Raw genomic sequence first — 16,646 nt, 5'->3', positions numbered from 1 at the left:
CGCCTTCCTCGACGACTTCGTCGATGATCCCGAACTTGCCGCCCGCTTCAAGGCTCAGCCGCCGCGGTAACAACCGGGCGGTTACCCTAAGCGTGCTCTCGAGAGCGTTCTTAAGAGCAGGTCCCTACCTCACGACAAGGCGCGTCTCGCCGGATGGATACGAAGGGCAGTCAGGCGGCGAAAGCGCACAGCAGGGCGATAGCGTCTCGTCAGGCAGTAGTCGCACCGAAACGCATAATGAGGGAATTCATCTCACGCCGCTGATGACGCCCGATGAAATCGCGAGGCTCTTTGCACGCGGAACAAAGCGGCAGATCGTCATCACGGAAGACTCTGTGATGGCGCTGTCGAGGTGGTTTCCGACAAGATAGCGATGCTTACGGCTCTTTCGGCTTGGCGTAGCCCTTGCTGAGCGATTTGGGAGAGTCGCTCTCGTCCCAATAGATGCCGCCACGATCAAGCTGTTTTCGGACCATCGGAAGCAAAGCGCGATATTCGTCGCGATCAAGAATGTGCGGTTCAATCTCTTTTCCATCAGGCAGACGCACAGCGAAGATCGGCCACGCACTCGGCGTTGGTCCCATGCTTGCAACCAATATGCCTCTAAAACCGTCAATTCCGGTTGAGCGTTCCGGGCTGTTAAGGTGGAGTGTGTAATTCCCGACCTGCGTTTCTTCATCGGGGCGGTCTGCGAGAAACTTTTGATTCATAGCCATCAGCGCAACAGCCTCGTCATTTCCAAGCGGGGTGAGCTTCCCGCGTCCGATCAGCTTGACCTCTGGGTTAAGCGGAGCCGGGAAAACGGAACTGAGGGTGCAATTGAAGTCGCTCTCATCGGCGCCAATTTTGAGGAAATTGACCTGAGCCTTGCTCTTGGGTTCAAGATGAAATGGTCGATATAAGGCATAGTTTCCGACCCATTGGGAAATCTTGACCGCCTGAATGTCGGCCCGATGTCCAAAAAGTCTTCTAACAGATAAAACTTGCGGCTCTTTCGATATCAAATATTCCCTATATTTTTCCCTTTCGAAGTCCATCCTACAGGAATCTATAGACATAATCCATAAATGAATCGCCTTCATGGCCGCATTATCGGGAATTGTTTGATCTCGTACGGCTCGATGGAGCGAAGACCTAGATATATCTGGCCTTATTTCACTTCGGTCAAACGGATATAGAGGGTCTTTTCCTTCAAGATATTTACTCACCGTGCCATGTATTCTTGTAATCATGACAGGATAAGAAATAGGGTTATCATCATGATACCGCCGGAGAACGCGTAACGTCAGCCGTGCTTCGCTCTCGTCCATAGGCTCGCCCAGATTCCGACGCGGCCCGCTCTTGCCTTCTTCGGTATCAATCATCCCGCCTGCATCCCTTCCACTGCCTTCAACGTCCCATTGGCGTCCCTCCGGTGTCCCTCCTTAACCACCTCGTTGGCGGGACGCATTCATTTCATCATGTCCTTCATCAGGCGACGGTCTGATCGGCGGCGGACCCGCTGACATCGAAAGTGACAGGCCTGTCCTCCTCGGAGGACGACATGAAAAAGGTAATACAGGTGCACAGGCGCGAGCGGTTGCTTAGTCTCGATGCGATCCACGGGCTGGCGGATTGCTTGAACGAATTGAACCAGTCCCGCCGTCAGGTGGTGGAGACGATGACAGGTGCTCTATATGGCTGGATCGCCGTTGGCGGCGTCATTATGAGCGGCGAAGGCGAGATCATAGATATCTATCCGGGCATCGTGGATGACGCGCATGGAGAAGATGGTTCCGCCGTCTGGATTTCGGAGCAACGTCGCCGCGCCGCCAATCCTCCGCAACGCAGACCGCGACAAACAATGTTTCTGAGGATGCAGTTATATGACGCGGCCTTTCGGATCATGACAGGAAAATCCATCCTACCTTCATCCGAAGATGATGGTATAAAAAACGATTGATGTATTTGATATGAAATTGAACCCGCTGAATTTTATTCGGCGGGTTTTTATCATATTTGCATTTCAAATTATCGTAATGGTAGAATTGTTTATATTGCTCAACCTGAGGTTGAGAAAAATCATAAGCGCCTTCGGGGGTGACGGCGCAAAAATAATTTAACGAATGTGCTTGGGGAGACCTTATCCCCCCGGCTGCGTGACAGGCATCTGTAGATCGAACTGACCTTGCTCATTCAAGCGCTGCATCTAGCGGCGGGGAGGTTCGATGAAACCGTTGACCATGGAGGAAAAGCGCGAGCTTCGTGCAAGCATGGCCAGCCTTGATCTTTCCGATGACAAGATTGATGAGTGGATTCAGCTTGTCGATTATGTCGCTATTTCATTCATTGATCAGGAATTTGGCTGGAGTGCGGAAAGAATTTCACTTTCCACGCGGGCAAATCGCGCTCTTTCATCTTCAGACTCTTGCCCCCGAGTCCCCGCATCCGGTACATTCAGTCACGTTGATGACCGTCCAGACGGCGCGGCGAAACCCATGAAATCGACGGACGAATTTACGCCATGACAAGAAAATCGAACCAGAAGGCCGTGATTTACTGCCGCGTGAGCACAAAGAAGCAGGCGCGTGAAGGTAACGGATTGGAATCACAAGAAATTCGTTGTCGCGAATATGCCGGGTATCGCGGGCATCAAGTGGTTCAGGTTTTCAGCGACGATATGTCCGGCTCGCTGTCGGGTCGTCCCGGTATGCTCGCCATGCTCGCATTCCTGAAAAAGCATCGCCGGGAAAATATCGTCGTCATTATCGACGACATCAGCCGTCTGGCGCGCGGAATCGAAGCGCATCTGAAACTTCGTGCCGACATTGCTAGCGCGGGTGGCTTGCTTGAATCTCCATCCATCGAATTCGGGGAAGATTCAGATAGCATTCTGGTCGAGCATCTTCTTGCCAGCGTCTCTCAACATCAACGGCAGAAAAACGGTGAACAGGCCAAAAACAGGATGAAGGCCAGACTCCAAGGAGGGTGGTGGGTGTTCAATGCACCTATCGGATTCCGCTATCAGCGTAGCTCAGGCGGTGGCAGCATCCTCGTTCGTGACGAACCTGTCGCGTCCATCATCGCCGAAGGCATAAATGGCTATGCCAGCGGGCGCTTCAATTCGCAGGCCGAAGTGAAGCGCTTTTTTGAAAGCCATCCTGAGTTCCCGGTTTGTCGCCACGGCTTTCTGACGAACGAGCAGGTAAACCGTATTCTGACGCGCCCGATTTATGCTTCATACATCGAGAGCAAGGAATGGGGAGTGTCGCTCCGCAAGGCGCAGCATGAGGCTATAATCTCTCTTGAGACGTTCGAGAAAGTGCAAGAGCGGCTGTCTGGGAAGAGCATCGCACCCGCCCGCAAAGACGTTCACCTTGACTTCGCCATGCGCGGGTTCATCGCCTGTGGTGAGTGTCATCATCCTATGACGTCTAACTACTCGACTGGCAGGCACGGCAAGCGTTTCCCGTACTATGTATGCCGTCGTCGTGGCTGCGAGAAGCATGGAAAGTCTGCTCCAAGGGCGAAGGTCGAGGGCGCGTTCGAAGAGATGCTTCGCCGCCTTGTGCCAAGCCAAGAGTTGTTCTCGCTTCTTTCAAGCCTCTTTCGCAAACGCTGGGACGAGGCTGAGGCCAAAGTGAAAGAGACCCGTGCCGCGATGAAGCTGGAAATCACCGAGATAGAAAAGAAGGTCGCGCATTTTCTCGACCGCATTGTTGAGTCAGATAGCGCCACGGTGATCGGGGCATACGAGCGCAAGGTCGATGAACTGGAACGCAAAAAGCTCGTCATGATCGAAAAAACGAGTCGTTGCGGCACGGTTGCACGAGGCTATGACGAAACTTTTCGAACCGCTTTTGAATTTCTCGGAAACCCTTGGAAACTCTGGGAAAGTGGAAGCTTCGAAGACCGAAGAATTGTCCAAAAATTGGTGTTGGCGTCTCATCTGGAATATGACTGGAGTGAAGGCGTTCGAACCCCAGAAATATCCTTGCCGTTTAAGGTGTTAGGGCGGCTCAACGACCGAGAAAAGGTAATGGCGGAGACGGAGGGATTCGAACCCTCGGTAGCCCCTTAAGGCTACGACGGTTTAGCAAACCGCTGGTTTCAGCCACTCACCCACGTCTCCGCACGAATTTGCCCACCGGATGAGGTGAGCAGTGGCTAGATGTCGGCCTATAGCGGCGGGTTTCATGCATGGCAACGGTCCGCAGCGGAGAAAAATCACCCGAATTCCGAAAAGCGGATTCGGACTGGCGCGGAATCGACTCGGGTCGCCGTTCGTTCATTGTCGTTTCAGCTTGTTCCCCGATAATCTGAAATATGATTGAAGAGCGGGTTCTTTGGGGAGTAGCGGGCATGATCGGGATTTTGCGGCGGTTTTCGGGCCGCGCTGCACGGGCGGGCGCTTTGGCGGCCGCGCTGGGCGGCATCACGCTGGCGCCGGTCGCACAGGCGCAGGTGCGCACCGTCGACCCCAATAGCGCCATCGATTCCGATCTGGCCCCCGTGCCGCAGCAGGGCGGCAGCACGCCCACCGATCCCGGTGTGGACCCCAATGCGCAGCCGGGGAGCAGCGCGCCCGCCGACAGCGGCGCACCCTATAATCCGCCGCCGGTCAGTTCGGGCGCGACCGCAACTGGCGCGCCGGTGACGGCCAATTCTCCGCCGGCGGCGATCTCCCCCAGCGATTCCTACCAGGAAGACGATCTGATCGGCGCGGCCGAAGGGGTGTTCGGCAAGGGGGCGGAAGGGCTGGCCGGGATCATCGAGAAGATCCTGAAGGACCAGGGCCGCCCCAATGCCTATATCGCCGGGCGCGAAGCGTCGGGCGCGTTCGTCGTCGGCCTGCGCTATGGGTCCGGCACCCTCAATCACAAGGTAGAGGGCAAGCGGGAGGTATATTGGACCGGCCCGTCCATCGGCTTCGACGTGGGCGGCAACGCGGCGAACACCTTCGTGCTCGTCTATAATCTCTATGACACGCAGGACCTTTACCATCGCTTCCCGGCGGCGGAGGGCACCGCCTATCTGGTAGGCGGCTTCACCGCCAGCTACCTGCGTTGGGGCAGCGTGGTGCTGATCCCGATCCGGTTGGGCGTCGGCTATCGGCTGGGGGTCAATGCCGGTTACATGAAGTTCACCGAGAAGCGGAACTGGCTGCCCTTCTGACGGCCCGGGGACAAGTGCTGGTTTACGAAGCCAGCCGTGACCTTCTCCCCTTTCTCCTCCACCACCGCCTTGGGCGGCGGTCCCATTCCCCATCTTTCGATAAGGAGAATTTGGGGGATGCGCTCCTGCCGCCTTCTAAAGGGAGAGGTTGAGCTGCCCGCCGGCCTCTTCCGGCTCCTCATGATCCAGATTGTGCACGCCCAGCCCGAGCAGCCTGGCCCCCATGCGCAGCGGCAACTGGGCCCGCAGCAGCGCCCGGCCCGTCTGCGCCAACAAGTCGGGGGAGCGCACCGGTCCACCGAAGCTTTTCGACCGGGTGATGATCCTGAAGTCCGCGAACTTGACCTTGAGCACCACCGTCCGGCCATAGGCGCCGCTCTTTTCGATGCGGCCCCAGAGATTTTCCGCGATCCGGTCCAGTTCCGTGATCAGCGCTTCCTCCGTCACCAGATCGTCGAAGAAGGTATCCTCGACGCTTACGGATTTGCGTTCCTGCCGCTCATGCACCGGGCGGTCGTCCTCGCCCCGCGATGCGCGATAGTAGAATAGCGCCGCGCTGCCGAAATGATGCTGGAGAAAGGCAAGGTCGCGGGCACGCAGATCGGCGCCCGTCTCAATGCCCAAGGCCTGCATCCGCTTCGCCGTGACCGGCCCCACGCCATGGATGCGCCGCACCGGCATCTTTGCGATGAAGGCCGCGCCGTCTTCCGGCCGTACGACGCAGATGCCGTCGGGCTTGTTCTGGTCCGACGCCAGCTTGGCTATCAGCTTGTTGTACGACACCCCAGCCGACGCGGTGAGCCCGGTTTCCTCCCGGATCAGGCGGCGGATTTCCTCCGCTATGCGCGTGGCGGAGGCGATGCCCGGCTTGTTCGACGTAACATCGAGATAGGCTTCGTCCAGCGACAGCGGCTGGATGATGTCGGTGAAGCGCGAGAATATCTCCCGCACCTGCGCCGACACGCTGCGATAGACCTCGAAACGGGGACGGACGAACAGCAGGTCGGGGCAGAGCCGCCGCGCCCGCGCGCCCGGCATGGCGGAGCGGACGCCATATTTCCGCGCTTCATAGCTGGCCGTGGCGACCACCCCGCGCGGACCGCCGCCGCCAACGGCCAGCGCCCTGCCCCGCAACGAGGGATCGTCGCGCTGCTCGACCGACGCGTAAAAGGCATCCATGTCGATATGGATGATCTTGCGCGGCGGGGTCTCCATGGCCAGCGCTTATGCCACAGGGCGGAAGGGAAGGAAAAGGGGAGGGCGCGCTTCAGCGCCGCAACAGGCGCAGATTGTCGAGCAGCCATTCCAGATGCGCGCGGCTGATCCGGCTCCACACATTATAGGTGCAGCGCTGGCCGCCGACGCGCAGATAAGCGAGGGAATGCAGGCCTTTGCCGCCCGGATTGGCGGCAGGATAGCGCTGAGCGCCTTCCTGCCCATAGCCGGCGAAGGATGGGGCGGGCAGGCGCGCCAGTTCGCGCATATAGGGCCATTGTTCGGTCAGCCTGCGCCGCTGTATCCGCGCATCGGCCCGGTCGTCCGGCAGCAGGCCGGTTCCGGCAAAGCCATAGGCGCTGCGCAGCCCGGGAAGGTCGAAGGCAACGCCCCAGCCGCCGCCGAAGCTGGCGGCGCGCGGCGTACCCTCCGGATCGCCGGGCGCGGCCAGCGCAAGCGGCGCGCAGGACTGGCGGTTCTCCGCCTTGGCCCATTCGGCGCGGGCGCGCCGTTCCCCGATCAGCGTCGTGGTTTCGGCCGAAAAAGCCGGCATGGCGCCGGACAGCAGGGCCGCCGCCAGCGCCGCCAGCGCCAGCCTCATTCCCTGTCCTTGAGCGACAGCAGCGCGGCGAAGGGGCTGGCCTGCTCCTCGCTCAACACGCCCGCTTCACGCAGGACTCCGTCGGCTTCCGGAGAGCGCGGATAGGGCGTCATCGCGAGCGCCACCGTCTCGGCCACCGCCTCGCCCATGTCGATGGTGAGGCCGTCGAAACCGATGGTGTCGCAATCCTCGGCGTCCAGCTCCAGTTCGTCGCCTTCGGGCGTCTCTTCCCCCTCCCTGACGAAGCGGAGCAGGAAATCGGTGTCCACCTTTTCGGGCACCGCGACCCCTGTCGCGACACAGGGCTGGGCTAGGTCCGCGCGCACCCGCCCCCTGGCATAGATCGCGCCATTGTCCTCGTTCAGCGCATAATCCGCCTCCAGCCTATCGAGCGAGAGCAGGTTGAAGCGCTTCGCCAGTGCCTCCCGCTCCGCGGCGTCGGCGGTGATGGTCACCGGCTGGGCATGACGGGCAAGCTGGTCGATTCGGACGGGCCGGGAAAATTCGGGGGCAGCGCTCATCCAAGGTCTCCCGCCATCAGCGCGTCGCGGCTGAGGCAGCCCAGCCTCACCCAGCGCGCGCGCAGATGCGATTCGACATGCGCCAGCGCGTCTGCCGCCGGCGCATCGCCGCGATAGAGGTTGCGCGCAATCGCTTCGCTCAGGTCGGCCTCGCCCGACAGCGCCGCGCGATAGGCCGCCAGACGCCCGCCCAGCGCGCTCACCATGCGGCCGATATGCTTGCCGACGACGACGTCGCCAATCCCCTCCTGCCGCAACTGGCCGTCCATGTCGTCCACGAACAGTTCGGTCAGCCAGACGCTCTCCTGCGCGGCGCCCAGCGCCTCCAGCCGCATCAGCGCCTGGGCGAGGATGGCGACGATCATGTCGAAGCGGCCGTCCATCGTGTCGGGAACCTGCCCCTCGACATACCAATGGGGCTGGCGTCCCTCCGCGACGATGGCGTTGTACAGGGTGCGCATCGCGTCCCTGGGATCGCTCGGCGCGAACAGACGCTGGAAGATGCTGGGCATGAGTTTGACTGTTTCCTGGCTGGACCGATCGGCGGCCCCTTGCCGAGGCTCGCGCATTTCCATATTGATCGCCCGGCCGCCCGATGCAATGGCGGCTTTGTTTTTCGGCAAGGTCCGGGGCAAGCCCCCGCAGGAGAAGTTCATGCGCCAGTTCAGCCGCCAATCCCGCAGCGGGCGGATTTTGCTTGGCGCAGGCCTTTGCGCGCTGCTGCTGGGCGCGTCGGGCTGTTCGCGCATCCGCACCCATCAGGGCTATCAGGTCGACAAGCTGCTGGTGGATTCGGTCCAGCCCGGCATCGACAACCGCGCATCGGTGGAAGGGACGCTGGGCCGGCCGAGCTTCGTCGCGCAGTTCGGTGACCAGGACTGGTATTATGTGTCGCGCGACATGCGCTCGCTCGCCTTTTCCAATCCCAAGCCGGTGTCGCAGACCGTACTGCATGTGCGTTTCGACGCGGCGGGCAATGTCGTGGCGGTGGATCGCATGGGACTGGAGCAGGTCGCGAAAATCTCGCCTTCCGGCGACAAGACGCCGACGTTGGGCCGCCATCGCAGCCTGTTCGACGAGATTTTCGGCAATATCGGCGCGGTGGGCGCCGGCGGCATGGGCGGTGCAGGCGGCGGCAGCAACACCGGCGGCGGTCCGAACGGAAGCTAAAGCATCGTGCGCAAAAGTGGGAACCGGTTTTGCGCTTAAAAGGATGCGACAACAAAAGCTTAGAGCGCGCGGTCTGCGTACGATTTAGCGCAGCGCGCTCTGGAAACGACCGGTTCCGGCCGGGCTTGGCTGAGCCCGAACGGTCCTCTTGGGTGAGCAACTGGCGGTCGCGGGCGGCATTCTAACCCTACACCTTCATGAGCAGACCATCGGCCAAGCGCATCGGCCGGTAGCCCAATGCCCGCAACCGATCGATGTCAAGGGCGGGAAACCCCCAATCCTGCTCTCTTCCTCCAGCCTCATGAACCACCGGCGCACCGGTTTGCCTGGACAGCAGTTGCGCCAGTTCCGCCATGGTCGTGCGGACCCCGCTGCCGACATTGAAAGGCCCTGCCTCCTCATTGCCGAGCAGCAGCAACATGGCCCGCACCACATCGTCGACATGGACGAGGTCGGCTCCGAACCCGCCGCCGCCATGCACGCGGATCGGCCCACCGCTGGCGGCTGCCCCGGCCATAGCGGCCAGCGCGCCGCTTCGCTGGCCCGGCCCATAGACCGATGCCAGCCGCAGCGTCTGGAGCAGCACATCCTCCCCCCGGCAGCGTTCCGCCGCATAGATTTCCTGCGCGACCTTCGAACCGAGATAATAGCCCCTGCTGCCGGGAAAGAGGGGCGCATGTTCGTCCGGAGGCTGGGGAGCCGGCGCATAGGCATTGGCGCTGCTCGCCTGCATGATCCGCCGCACACCTGCCCGGATCGCCCCGTCGGCCAGTTTCAGCGTGCCGAGCGCGTTGATCCGCCAGCAACGCTCCGCTTCGGCCGGGTCGCCATGATCGGACGGGATATGTGCGGCGAGATGGACCAGCGCCGTGCAGCCGGAGAAATCCACCCCCTCGACCGCCATCAGGTCGAGAAACGCCCATTCGTCGGCCGGATCGGCTTCCGGCGGCGGACGGCGGCCGAGATGACGGACGCGCCAGCCGGCGCGGCGCGCGGCGGGCAGGAAAGCACGGCCGACAAAGCCCGATCCGCCGGTCAGCGCCAGCAGGGGGGCACGGTCGCTCATCGCACCCCGTCGATGCGCTCCTGCGGCACGAACATCTCGTCCCAATAGCGCAGGATCACCCCCGGCCGCACCGGCGGCTGCACGACGGGGGTGGCGTGGAGCAGTTTCCGCACGCACATCTCCACCTCGTTGAAGCCCGCCATGGCGCGCAGCGGCGTCGTGCCGGAAAATCGGGCGTTGATCTCGAACACGCGGGGCGTGCCGTCGGCATCGGTGCGGAACTGGAAATTGGCGGGGCCATGGGGTTGCAGCGCCCGCCCCAGCGTCCGCACCTGCGCGTTCAGTTCCGGATAATCGGCAATATAGGCGCGATAGGTGTTTCCGTCGCGCAGGTCGCGGCGCATCACGATGGATGCCTGCACCTCGCCGTCGAAGACGAGCGTGCTGGCGGTATATTCGCAATCGGCGCTGCCCACGCATTGCTGCACGACGAGCCCGCCGCGTCCCTCCAGCGCCGACGCCAGTGCGGCGCGGTCATGCACAACCGACACGCCGACCGAGCGCGCACCGATCCGGGGCTTCACCACCAGCGGAAAGCCGGCCTTGTCGATCAGCGCCTCCACCGCTTCCTCATCCTCCGCTGCGGCGGACGCGGGGTGGGGCAGGCCGACGCTTTCGAAGAAGCGCGCCGTTTCCAGCTTGTCGTCCGCTATGGCGACGACGCGGGGATCGCTGACCAGCACATGCGTGCCGAACAGCGCCTCCAGCCGGCGCCGCTCCGCCGCGAACCAGGACAGTTCCACATCGGTGCCGACCAGCACCACGTCCGGCCGCTCCCGGTCCAGCAACTGGTGGATGCGGTCGCCGAAGGCCGGGTCGTCGGCAAAGGGCAGGCGATAGGCGGCGTCGGCCCAGTAGAGGCCAGCGGAAAGCGGATTGGGATCGGCCGCGATCACATGGCAGCCCAGCGCCGATTGCCGCAGCGACTTGATGATGCCCTGTCCCAGCACCGCGCCGGCTCCGGTGACGAGGACCTTCATGCGAAGAACCGGCAGAGCCGCTCCTGCGTGGCGGGGGACAGGGTGGTGGCGCGGATGGCGTGCACCTGGTCCTCCGGATCGAAATCGATGTCGCGGCTTTCGACGGTCACAAAATCTCCCCTGACTTCGATCATCGCCCATTTGGGCGTCCGGTCCCCATCGTCGCGCGGTTGGCCGAGCGAGGCGAGGGTGAAGATGGTGGCGGCGGCGCAATCATAGCGGCGATGCCGGTGAACATGGCCGAACAGGCCGTAGAGGAACCCTCGCGCCGCGAGCGCGGCGGCGGCTTCTTCCGCCTCCTGCGCCGAGCGGATATAGCGCCAGTCCCCATAGTCGAAGGGATTGGCATGGGCGGCGAACAGCGGCCCCAGCGACCAGCTTTCCCTCCAGTCGAAGGCCGCCATGCCGCCCGGCGGGATATGGGCGGCGGTCCAGTCGACGCTTTCGCGCAGCCAGTCGGGCAGGGCAGCGCGATAGCTCTCTGCGGCGGGCGATCCCCTGTACAGCATGTCGTGATTGCCGCTGATCAGGATCGCGCCGTCCCGCGCCGCCGCGCCCTGCACCAGTTCCAGCGTCTCCAGCGGCTGCACGCCATAGGTCAGCAGGTCGCCCAGGATCAGCATCCGGTCGAACCCCTCCCGCCGCGCGGCGGTAAGGGCCAGTTGCAGCGGGTCGCTGGCCGCGTGGATGTCGGTCAGCGCGGCTATTCGCATGGCGAAACCGGCCGGGCCAAAGGGGGCGGGGCGAAGCGGAGGCGGCGGGCTTCGATCAGTTCCCGGTACAGGTCGAGATGCGCCGCCGCGCAGTTTGCGATGGAGAAGCGCCGGGCGACCCGCAGAGCGCCCTGCGACAGCGCGGCGTAGCGGGCGTCGTCGCCCAGCACATCCGCCATGGCCAGCGCCAGCGCGGCGGGATCGGAGGGCGGGACGAGCTGACCGTTGACGCCGGGCGAGACCATTTCCCGGTTGCCCGCCACCGCGGTCGCGACGATGGGCAGGCCACTCATCGCCGCCTCTATCATCGCGATGGGAAAGCCTTCCCACAGCGAGCAGTTCACGAACAGGTCCGCCTGCCGCATCAGCGCGTCGACGTCGCTTCGGGCGCCGAGCAGTTCCACCGGTTCTCCAGCCACCTGCACCGCAAGCCGGCCGAACTCCGGCCCCGCCCCGGCGATGCGGATGCGGGCGGAACGGCCCCGTGCCGCCAGCGCATCCACCAGCGGCCGGGCGGCGCGGAGCAGGGTGGGATAATCCTTCTGCGCCGACACCGTGCCCACGGCGAGGATCATCGGATCGCGACCGGCGGCTGCGCGTGGCTGCCCGGTCCGGAAGCGGGCGCCGGCGGCGTTCAGGATCATGCGGATCGGCTTTCGGGCATGGCCGCGCAGCAGCGCCTCGCACTGGTCGCTGATCGCGACATAGCCGTCGACGATGCAGTTGAAGAGGGCGAAGGCCGACGGAGGAAAGGAGAGGCGGCTGTTATGATGGGTCAGCACCACCGGCACGCCGGGCATGGCCAGGGCGAGGGGGAGGAGCGCGCGGGCGCTATGGGCGTGGATCACATCGGGCCTGATCGTCCGCAAGGCGCGGCGCAGCGCCAGCGCCCCGCCGGGCAGATTGTTGCGATTGGCGAGTCCCAGCGAAAGGGCGGTGGCGCCGCCAGCCCTCACCCGCGCCATCATCGCCGCCTCGGTATCCGGCGCGTTGCCGACCTGCGCGGCGTCGCTCAGCGAAAGGACCGCTGGCTGATGCCCGGCCCCCGCAAAGGCCTCCGCCAGATTGCAGACCAGCATCTCTGCCCCGCCGGACGTAAAGCTGGTGATGATCGAACAGATGCGCATATCAGCGCGCCAGATCGACGCCGGTGGCCGCCAGCAGCGCCAGGGCGCGGGGCGACAGGTCGGCGCGGCAGCGTTCCAGCACCAGATCCGCCTGGTCGGGCCTCAGCCACTCGCCGAAGGCGCCCGCCTTGCCGCTGCGCATGCGCAGGCTCTGGTCGTCCTTGCGATCATAATCATGGCCCGGAATGCCGCTTTCCCGCTCCTTGTCGCGCATCCGGTCGAACTGCGCGGCGGCCACGGCGCGGGCGAGCATGTCGGGCTGCGGCTCGACGCCCAGAAAGGCGAGGATGGCGGCGGCGGTCGGCATGGGTTCGGCCAGCATATGCTCATAGCTGATCAGGTGATGCGGTCGCCCCGCCAGCCCCGCCGCCCAGCCGTTCAGATAGCCGGTGAGCGCCGCCATCCCATATTTGGGCTCATCGAGGAAAGCCGCCATGTCGCCGGAAAAGCTATGCTTGTGCCGGGTCGCGTGGAAATAGGCGGACACGATCACGTCGCGCGGATCGCGGACCAGGAACAGGACCGGCCGGTCGAGGAACAGCCGCTCGCGATAGGGCAGGTGGCTGACCAGGATCAGCGGCAGCTCGGCCTTGCCCGCCCGCCCGATGAAGGCGTCGATACCGCGCACCGGATCGCGGTCGAAATTGGGCAGGATGCGGAAGGTGCTGGTCAGATCGGGCTCGAAGCCCAGCTTCGCGCTTTCCGCGAAATAGCAGGAGAGCAGGTAGCGCAGCCATGTCCGCCCGCTCTTGGGGTAGGACACGAGAAAGGCGTCGGCCCGCGCCGCCGCCAGCCGCAATGGCGGTTCGTCCCGCAGCCGCCGACGCATCGCCCGCGCAAAGCCCTTCAGCGACATCATGTTCATGATCCTGCCCTCACGCGATGATGGTCGAGAATGCTGGTGATGACCGACTGCCAGCGGGCAAGCACCCGATCATGGCCGAAATCGGCCATCCGCTCCCGCGCCGCCTGTCCCAGCGCCGCGCGCCGCGCCGGGTCGGCGCACAATGCCACGATGGCGTCGCCCAGCGCCGCGCCGTCGCCATTGGGCACCAGCAGGCCGCTTCGGCCATGCCCGATCATTTCGGCCGGACCCCATTGGCAATCGAAGGAGACGACCGGCAGGCCCGCGCCCATGGCCTCGCCCACGACGATGCCCCAGCCTTCGAAGCGGGAGGAGAGGACGAACAGGTCGGTCTGGGGAATCCAGTCGCCCGGCCTTTCCGTCACGCCGGGCAGGCTGACCCGACCGGCCAGGCCCAGCCGGTCGCGCTGCCGCTCCAGCGCCGCGCGCTCCGGCCCCTCGCCCCAGATCACCAGCTTCCAGTCGGGAATGCGTTGCGCCACATGGGCAAAGGCGTCCAGCAGCAGGTCGAAGCCCTTTTGCGGCACCAGACGCCCCACGGCTCCGATAGTGCGGCCGTCCGACCGGCGATCCGGCGCGGCGCCGGCAGGCGGCACCGGATTGGGGATCACCCATCCCTTCACGTCCATGGCGCCCCTGAACCAGTCCATCGCCCCTTGCGTCATGGTGATGAGGCCCACGGCATGCGGATAGGTCATCTGCCGCAGCCGGCTCCAGACCGGCCCTACGGTCTGGAGCGCGGGATTGTTGCGTTCCGACACGATCACGGGGATATGCAGCGACCGCGCGGCCAGCACGGAAAGGATGTTGGTGCGCGTCAGGAAGCTCACGACCAGTTCCGGCCGCACCGCCTTCAACGCCCGCCTCAGCAGCCTCTGCCGCCGCAGCATCGCCAATGCACCGGTCGCGGCGGCGCGACGCCGCGACTTCATGCCCAGCCTGACGATCCGCACCTCTGGATGATAGGCGTAATAGGAGGGGGCGGACGGCTCCTCGAACACGATCAGGGTGATGCTCCAGCCCTGCGCCGCGAAATGGTTGCACAGCAGGCTGACGATATGTTCCGACCCGCCGGCGCCCAGCCCCGGAAGGACGAAGGCGAGCATGGGTGGCCTGGATGCTCTTACCAGCATGGCGGCGGGGTCCTGTATAATCACGCTGTTATGCGGGGCCAGTGTCTTTGGCGGGCGATCCCAAGTCCATTGCGCGAAGGGGTTAGGGGGTGGCGCTTTGGATCAGTCCTGTCCCACCCCGGCACGGCTGCGCGTCAATAATGGATGCGCAGTTCAAGCCCGGCGCGGGTGCGGTCGAATTCGTCCAGCGCGACGCTGCTGTCGCGTTTGGAAAAGCGCGCTGTCGCCGCGATGGCGACCCGGCGGTTGACGGCATATTCCAGTTCGCCGGTGGCGCCATAGAGATTGTCGGTGTCGTCGACGCCGAAATATTTGCTGCGGCGGTAGAGAATCCCCAGCTGCCCCCTCAGATTGTGGCGGATTTCCTGGTTTATGCCGAGCCGGAAGCGCATGTCCTCACGCGATTGCACCCCGGTCCTGTAGGTGGCGACATTGCCGACGAAGCCGTCCAGCGTGATGGTGGTGCGCGGGCGAGGGGCATAGGTCAGCCCGATCTGCACCGACATGCGGGTTTGCGATTCGATCCGCCTGTCCTTCGCGTCGAGGCGATAGACGCCCACCGCGGCATCGCCGCGCAGCGTGCCGCCCGGATCGATGGCGATGCCCACCCGGCCGCCATAGGTCGACGCATCGCGGTTGAACTGGCCTGGTACGGGGGCCAGGCGGAAATCGCGATGCGCCGCGACGCCCTCCACGAAGAGGCTCGTCAGCGGCGACACGCGCAGCATCACCCGCGCAAGGCCGCCGACGGCATCCAGGTCGCGCTCCTCGTCTATGGCGCGGGTGTAGCGCATCCGCGCGCCGGTCGCCTTGAACAGAAATCCGATACGCGAACCCCGATGCAGATAGGACAGGTCGCCCTCCACCAGATTGAGTTCGCGCGGGCCGATGCCGGGCAGGGTGTTGCCCTCCGGCTCGCCTCGATCCTCTATGATATGCTGCCAACCGGCGGCGACGTTCAACCGGTCGGCGGCCGACGGGTTCCAGTTCAGCCCGGCCGACAGGCGCCCGCCCACCGCATCTTCCTTGTCATATTGGAAATATTTGCGGAAATCCCCCTCGGCCCGGGCGGTCAGCTCCAGTGCGCCGCCCTTGCGCAGCAGGTCGACATAGGGGCGGACCTGAAGGCGGAAATCGTCCTTCTCGCCAAAGGCCTGGGCATAGATATTGCTGTCATATTCCAGCCGGGCGCTGCCGCCGATCCTGACGGTCGCGCTGCCCAGCGCCAGCGGCGTCGGTTCGAACAGCGCGGCGGGTTCGCCCTGCAACGGGTCGGAAGCGTCCATGTCCTGCGCCTGGGCGTCAGGCAGGGCAGCCATCAGCAAGAGGGCGGCCGCGCCCCCCGAGGCCGGACCAAATGCCGGGCGGCGCATCAAAACCACTTCTCATAGATGCGCAGCGTGTCGCCCGGCTGGATCATGTCCCGCTCGCCCGCGCGGCCGACCACCTGCCGCCCGTCGACCATGCGGGTGATGGCGACGCTGCCCTGTTCGGCGCGAAAGGTGTATCCGCCCGCAACCGATACCGCCGCCAGCACCGACATGCCCGCGCGATATTGATATTCACCGGGACTCTTCACCTCGCCCAGCACATAGAAGGGGCGCAGCTTCACCGGCTGCACGCTGACGGTGGGCGCATTGAGCAACTGGCGCTGGGTCAATTGCTGGGCAATGCTGGCCTGCAATTCCGGCACCGTCTTGCCGCCCGCGTCGACATCGCCCAGCACCGGCAGGGAAATCTGTCCCCGATCGTTGATCGTGTAGCTGCTGTCGCCGGAGTCGGTCCCGCTGAGGCCCGGAATCGCCACCCGCACCTCGTCCCCCGCGCCCAGGCGATAGGCCACGGTCGGCGCGGGCGGAAGGCTGGCCAAGCCCGACAGCCCGCTCGAACAAGCCGTCGTCAGGGCGAAAAGGCCAAGGAAAAGGCCATGATGAAGCCGGTTGCGCATCTGTGTCCCCTCTGGATGGATAGGGCGGAAGTTTAAGCCCTTTGGCTGATTCAGGGGCGGGCAATAACGGCTGGCGGACGGGCAAAAAGGGGCGAGAGCCGGAGCGCTTTGGGGGTGATACGAAGGAGGCGTGCCTGCCATATCGTGCTCCTG

At 64.0% G+C, this 16,646-nt stretch carries 19 protein-coding genes and 1 tRNA gene; 6 read left to right on the top strand and 14 right to left on the bottom strand.

The window, feature by feature from the left end:
* A partial coding sequence (locus K7W03_RS10095) for a hypothetical protein (RefSeq protein ID WP_222886225.1) occupies positions 1–371 on the top strand: 371 nt, incomplete at its 5' end.
* 6 nt (positions 372–377) lie between these two features.
* Here the strand turns inward: K7W03_RS10095 and K7W03_RS10090 are convergent.
* On the bottom strand, positions 378–1,364 hold the full coding sequence (locus tag K7W03_RS10090) for a hypothetical protein (protein ID WP_222886224.1): 987 nt from the start codon (positions 1,362–1,364) through the stop codon (positions 378–380).
* Positions 1,365–1,543: 179 nt separating this feature from the next.
* On the opposite strand from K7W03_RS10090, the gene K7W03_RS10085 reads away from it, so the two are divergent.
* The 3 genes from K7W03_RS10085 (at position 1,544) to K7W03_RS10075 (ending at position 4,060) form a co-directional block, all read left to right on the top strand.
* Positions 1,544–1,942, top strand: a complete 399-nt coding sequence (locus K7W03_RS10085; protein ID WP_222886223.1) for a hypothetical protein — start codon at positions 1,544–1,546, stop codon at positions 1,940–1,942.
* A gap of 265 nt (positions 1,943–2,207) precedes the next feature.
* Positions 2,208–2,507, top strand: a complete 300-nt coding sequence (locus K7W03_RS10080; protein WP_222886222.1) for a hypothetical protein — start codon at positions 2,208–2,210, stop codon at positions 2,505–2,507.
* The gene (locus tag K7W03_RS10075) at positions 2,504–4,060 is read left to right on the top strand and encodes a recombinase family protein (RefSeq protein ID WP_222886221.1); all 1,557 of its coding nucleotides are present in this window, start codon (positions 2,504–2,506) and stop codon (positions 4,058–4,060) included. Before K7W03_RS10080 ends, K7W03_RS10075 begins: the two co-directional genes overlap by 4 nt.
* On the opposite strand, the gene K7W03_RS10070 is transcribed toward K7W03_RS10075, so the two are convergent.
* A tRNA-Ser gene (locus K7W03_RS10070) sits at positions 4,020–4,111 on the bottom strand. The genes K7W03_RS10075 and K7W03_RS10070 overlap by 41 nt on opposite strands.
* Before the next feature lie 230 nt (positions 4,112–4,341).
* On the opposite strand from K7W03_RS10070, the gene K7W03_RS10065 reads away from it, so the two are divergent.
* Complete coding sequence (locus K7W03_RS10065; protein ID WP_044660476.1) at positions 4,342–5,154, top strand: DUF1134 domain-containing protein; 813 nt, start codon at positions 4,342–4,344, stop codon at positions 5,152–5,154.
* A gap of 135 nt (positions 5,155–5,289) precedes the next feature.
* On the opposite strand, the gene dinB is transcribed toward K7W03_RS10065, so the two are convergent.
* The 4 genes from dinB to K7W03_RS10045 are packed head-to-tail and all read right to left on the bottom strand — an operon-like array spanning position 5,290 to position 8,003.
* Complete coding sequence (gene dinB / locus K7W03_RS10060) at positions 5,290–6,369, bottom strand: DNA polymerase IV (RefSeq protein WP_222886220.1); 1,080 nt, start codon at positions 6,367–6,369, stop codon at positions 5,290–5,292.
* A 52-nt stretch (positions 6,370–6,421) separates the two neighbouring features.
* Entirely contained in the window at positions 6,422–6,970 is a 549-nt protein-coding gene (locus K7W03_RS10055; protein ID WP_025547893.1) for a hypothetical protein, read from the bottom strand.
* A complete protein-coding gene (locus K7W03_RS10050; RefSeq protein WP_222886219.1) occupies positions 6,967–7,491 on the bottom strand; it encodes a YceD family protein in 525 nt (174 codons plus the stop codon). Before K7W03_RS10050 ends, K7W03_RS10055 begins: the two co-directional genes overlap by 4 nt.
* Entirely contained in the window at positions 7,488–8,003 is a 516-nt protein-coding gene (locus tag K7W03_RS10045) for a ubiquinol-cytochrome C chaperone family protein (protein WP_061935032.1), read from the bottom strand. Before K7W03_RS10045 ends, K7W03_RS10050 begins: the two co-directional genes overlap by 4 nt.
* Before the next feature lie 88 nt (positions 8,004–8,091).
* On the opposite strand from K7W03_RS10045, the gene K7W03_RS10040 reads away from it, so the two are divergent.
* Positions 8,092–8,661 (top strand): outer membrane protein assembly factor BamE, encoded by a 570-nt coding sequence (locus K7W03_RS10040; protein WP_037481813.1) that lies wholly within the window; start codon positions 8,092–8,094, stop codon positions 8,659–8,661.
* A gap of 187 nt (positions 8,662–8,848) precedes the next feature.
* On the opposite strand, the gene K7W03_RS10035 is transcribed toward K7W03_RS10040, so the two are convergent.
* From K7W03_RS10035 to K7W03_RS10000, 8 genes are all read right to left on the bottom strand, one after another.
* A complete protein-coding gene (locus K7W03_RS10035; RefSeq protein WP_222886218.1) occupies positions 8,849–9,727 on the bottom strand; it encodes an NAD-dependent epimerase/dehydratase family protein in 879 nt (292 codons plus the stop codon).
* Positions 9,724–10,707, bottom strand: coding sequence for an ATP-grasp domain-containing protein (locus tag K7W03_RS10030; RefSeq protein WP_222886217.1), 984 nt, complete (start codon positions 10,705–10,707; stop codon positions 9,724–9,726). Before K7W03_RS10030 ends, K7W03_RS10035 begins: the two co-directional genes overlap by 4 nt.
* Positions 10,704–11,420 (bottom strand): metallophosphoesterase family protein, encoded by a 717-nt coding sequence (locus K7W03_RS10025; protein WP_222886216.1) that lies wholly within the window; start codon positions 11,418–11,420, stop codon positions 10,704–10,706. The genes K7W03_RS10030 and K7W03_RS10025 overlap by 4 nt, the downstream gene beginning before the upstream one ends.
* The gene (locus K7W03_RS10020; protein ID WP_222886215.1) at positions 11,411–12,547 is read right to left on the bottom strand and encodes a glycosyltransferase family 4 protein; all 1,137 of its coding nucleotides are present in this window, start codon (positions 12,545–12,547) and stop codon (positions 11,411–11,413) included. Before K7W03_RS10020 ends, K7W03_RS10025 begins: the two co-directional genes overlap by 10 nt.
* A 1-nt stretch (position 12,548) precedes the next feature.
* Positions 12,549–13,412 carry a sulfotransferase domain-containing protein gene (locus tag K7W03_RS10015; protein ID WP_222886214.1) on the bottom strand — a complete coding sequence of 288 codons (864 nt, stop codon included), beginning with the start codon at positions 13,410–13,412 and terminating at the stop codon, positions 12,549–12,551.
* Positions 13,409–14,545 carry a glycosyltransferase family 4 protein gene (locus K7W03_RS10010; RefSeq protein WP_061934928.1) on the bottom strand — a complete coding sequence of 379 codons (1,137 nt, stop codon included), beginning with the start codon at positions 14,543–14,545 and terminating at the stop codon, positions 13,409–13,411. Before K7W03_RS10010 ends, K7W03_RS10015 begins: the two co-directional genes overlap by 4 nt.
* A 134-nt stretch (positions 14,546–14,679) precedes the next feature.
* Positions 14,680–15,864 (bottom strand): outer membrane beta-barrel protein, encoded by a 1,185-nt coding sequence (locus tag K7W03_RS10005; RefSeq protein WP_226870023.1) that lies wholly within the window; start codon positions 15,862–15,864, stop codon positions 14,680–14,682.
* 53 nt (positions 15,865–15,917) lie between these two features.
* Entirely contained in the window at positions 15,918–16,493 is a 576-nt protein-coding gene (locus K7W03_RS10000; RefSeq protein ID WP_025550778.1) for a polysaccharide biosynthesis/export family protein, read from the bottom strand.
* Positions 16,494–16,646 lie beyond the last annotated feature (153 nt).

Origin of the sequence: Sphingobium sp. PNB, from assembly GCF_019873065.1 — a bacterium.
GTDB lineage: Bacteria > Pseudomonadota > Alphaproteobacteria > Sphingomonadales > Sphingomonadaceae > Sphingobium > Sphingobium fuliginis.
Note: the sequence above shows the minus strand (reverse complement) of the source record. Positions and strands in the feature narration are given on the sequence as shown.

What these genes read in the sequence shown, in the direction of transcription:
- K7W03_RS10050 (WP_222886219.1), bottom strand. Translation starts at nt 7,491, where the DNA reads ATGAGCGCTGCCCCCGAATTTTCCCGGCCCGTCCGAATCGACCAGCTT.
- K7W03_RS10055 (WP_025547893.1), bottom strand. Translation starts at nt 6,970, where the DNA reads ATGAGGCTGGCGCTGGCGGCGCTGGCGGCGGCCCTGCTGTCCGGCGCC.
- K7W03_RS10020 (WP_222886215.1), bottom strand. Translation starts at nt 12,547, where the DNA reads ATGCGCATCTGTTCGATCATCACCAGCTTTACGTCCGGCGGGGCAGAG.
- K7W03_RS10025 (WP_222886216.1), bottom strand. Translation starts at nt 11,420, where the DNA reads ATGCGAATAGCCGCGCTGACCGACATCCACGCGGCCAGCGACCCGCTG.
- K7W03_RS10085 (WP_222886223.1), top strand. Translation starts at nt 1,544, where the DNA reads ATGAAAAAGGTAATACAGGTGCACAGGCGCGAGCGGTTGCTTAGTCTC.
- K7W03_RS10045 (WP_061935032.1), bottom strand. Translation starts at nt 8,003, where the DNA reads ATGCCCAGCATCTTCCAGCGTCTGTTCGCGCCGAGCGATCCCAGGGAC.
- K7W03_RS10080 (WP_222886222.1), top strand. Translation starts at nt 2,208, where the DNA reads ATGAAACCGTTGACCATGGAGGAAAAGCGCGAGCTTCGTGCAAGCATG.
- K7W03_RS10040 (WP_037481813.1), top strand. Translation starts at nt 8,092, where the DNA reads ATGGCGGCTTTGTTTTTCGGCAAGGTCCGGGGCAAGCCCCCGCAGGAG.
- dinB (WP_222886220.1), bottom strand. Translation starts at nt 6,369, where the DNA reads ATGGAGACCCCGCCGCGCAAGATCATCCATATCGACATGGATGCCTTT.
- K7W03_RS10005 (WP_226870023.1), bottom strand. Translation starts at nt 15,864, where the DNA reads ATGGCTGCCCTGCCTGACGCCCAGGCGCAGGACATGGACGCTTCCGAC.
- K7W03_RS10035 (WP_222886218.1), bottom strand. Translation starts at nt 9,727, where the DNA reads ATGAGCGACCGTGCCCCCCTGCTGGCGCTGACCGGCGGATCGGGCTTT.
- K7W03_RS10015 (WP_222886214.1), bottom strand. Translation starts at nt 13,412, where the DNA reads ATGAACATGATGTCGCTGAAGGGCTTTGCGCGGGCGATGCGTCGGCGG.
- K7W03_RS10010 (WP_061934928.1), bottom strand. Translation starts at nt 14,545, where the DNA reads ATGCTGGTAAGAGCATCCAGGCCACCCATGCTCGCCTTCGTCCTTCCG.
- K7W03_RS10000 (WP_025550778.1), bottom strand. Translation starts at nt 16,493, where the DNA reads ATGCGCAACCGGCTTCATCATGGCCTTTTCCTTGGCCTTTTCGCCCTG.
- K7W03_RS10090 (WP_222886224.1), bottom strand. Translation starts at nt 1,364, where the DNA reads ATGATTGATACCGAAGAAGGCAAGAGCGGGCCGCGTCGGAATCTGGGC.
- K7W03_RS10075 (WP_222886221.1), top strand. Translation starts at nt 2,504, where the DNA reads ATGACAAGAAAATCGAACCAGAAGGCCGTGATTTACTGCCGCGTGAGC.
- K7W03_RS10030 (WP_222886217.1), bottom strand. Translation starts at nt 10,707, where the DNA reads ATGAAGGTCCTCGTCACCGGAGCCGGCGCGGTGCTGGGACAGGGCATC.
- K7W03_RS10065 (WP_044660476.1), top strand. Translation starts at nt 4,342, where the DNA reads ATGATCGGGATTTTGCGGCGGTTTTCGGGCCGCGCTGCACGGGCGGGC.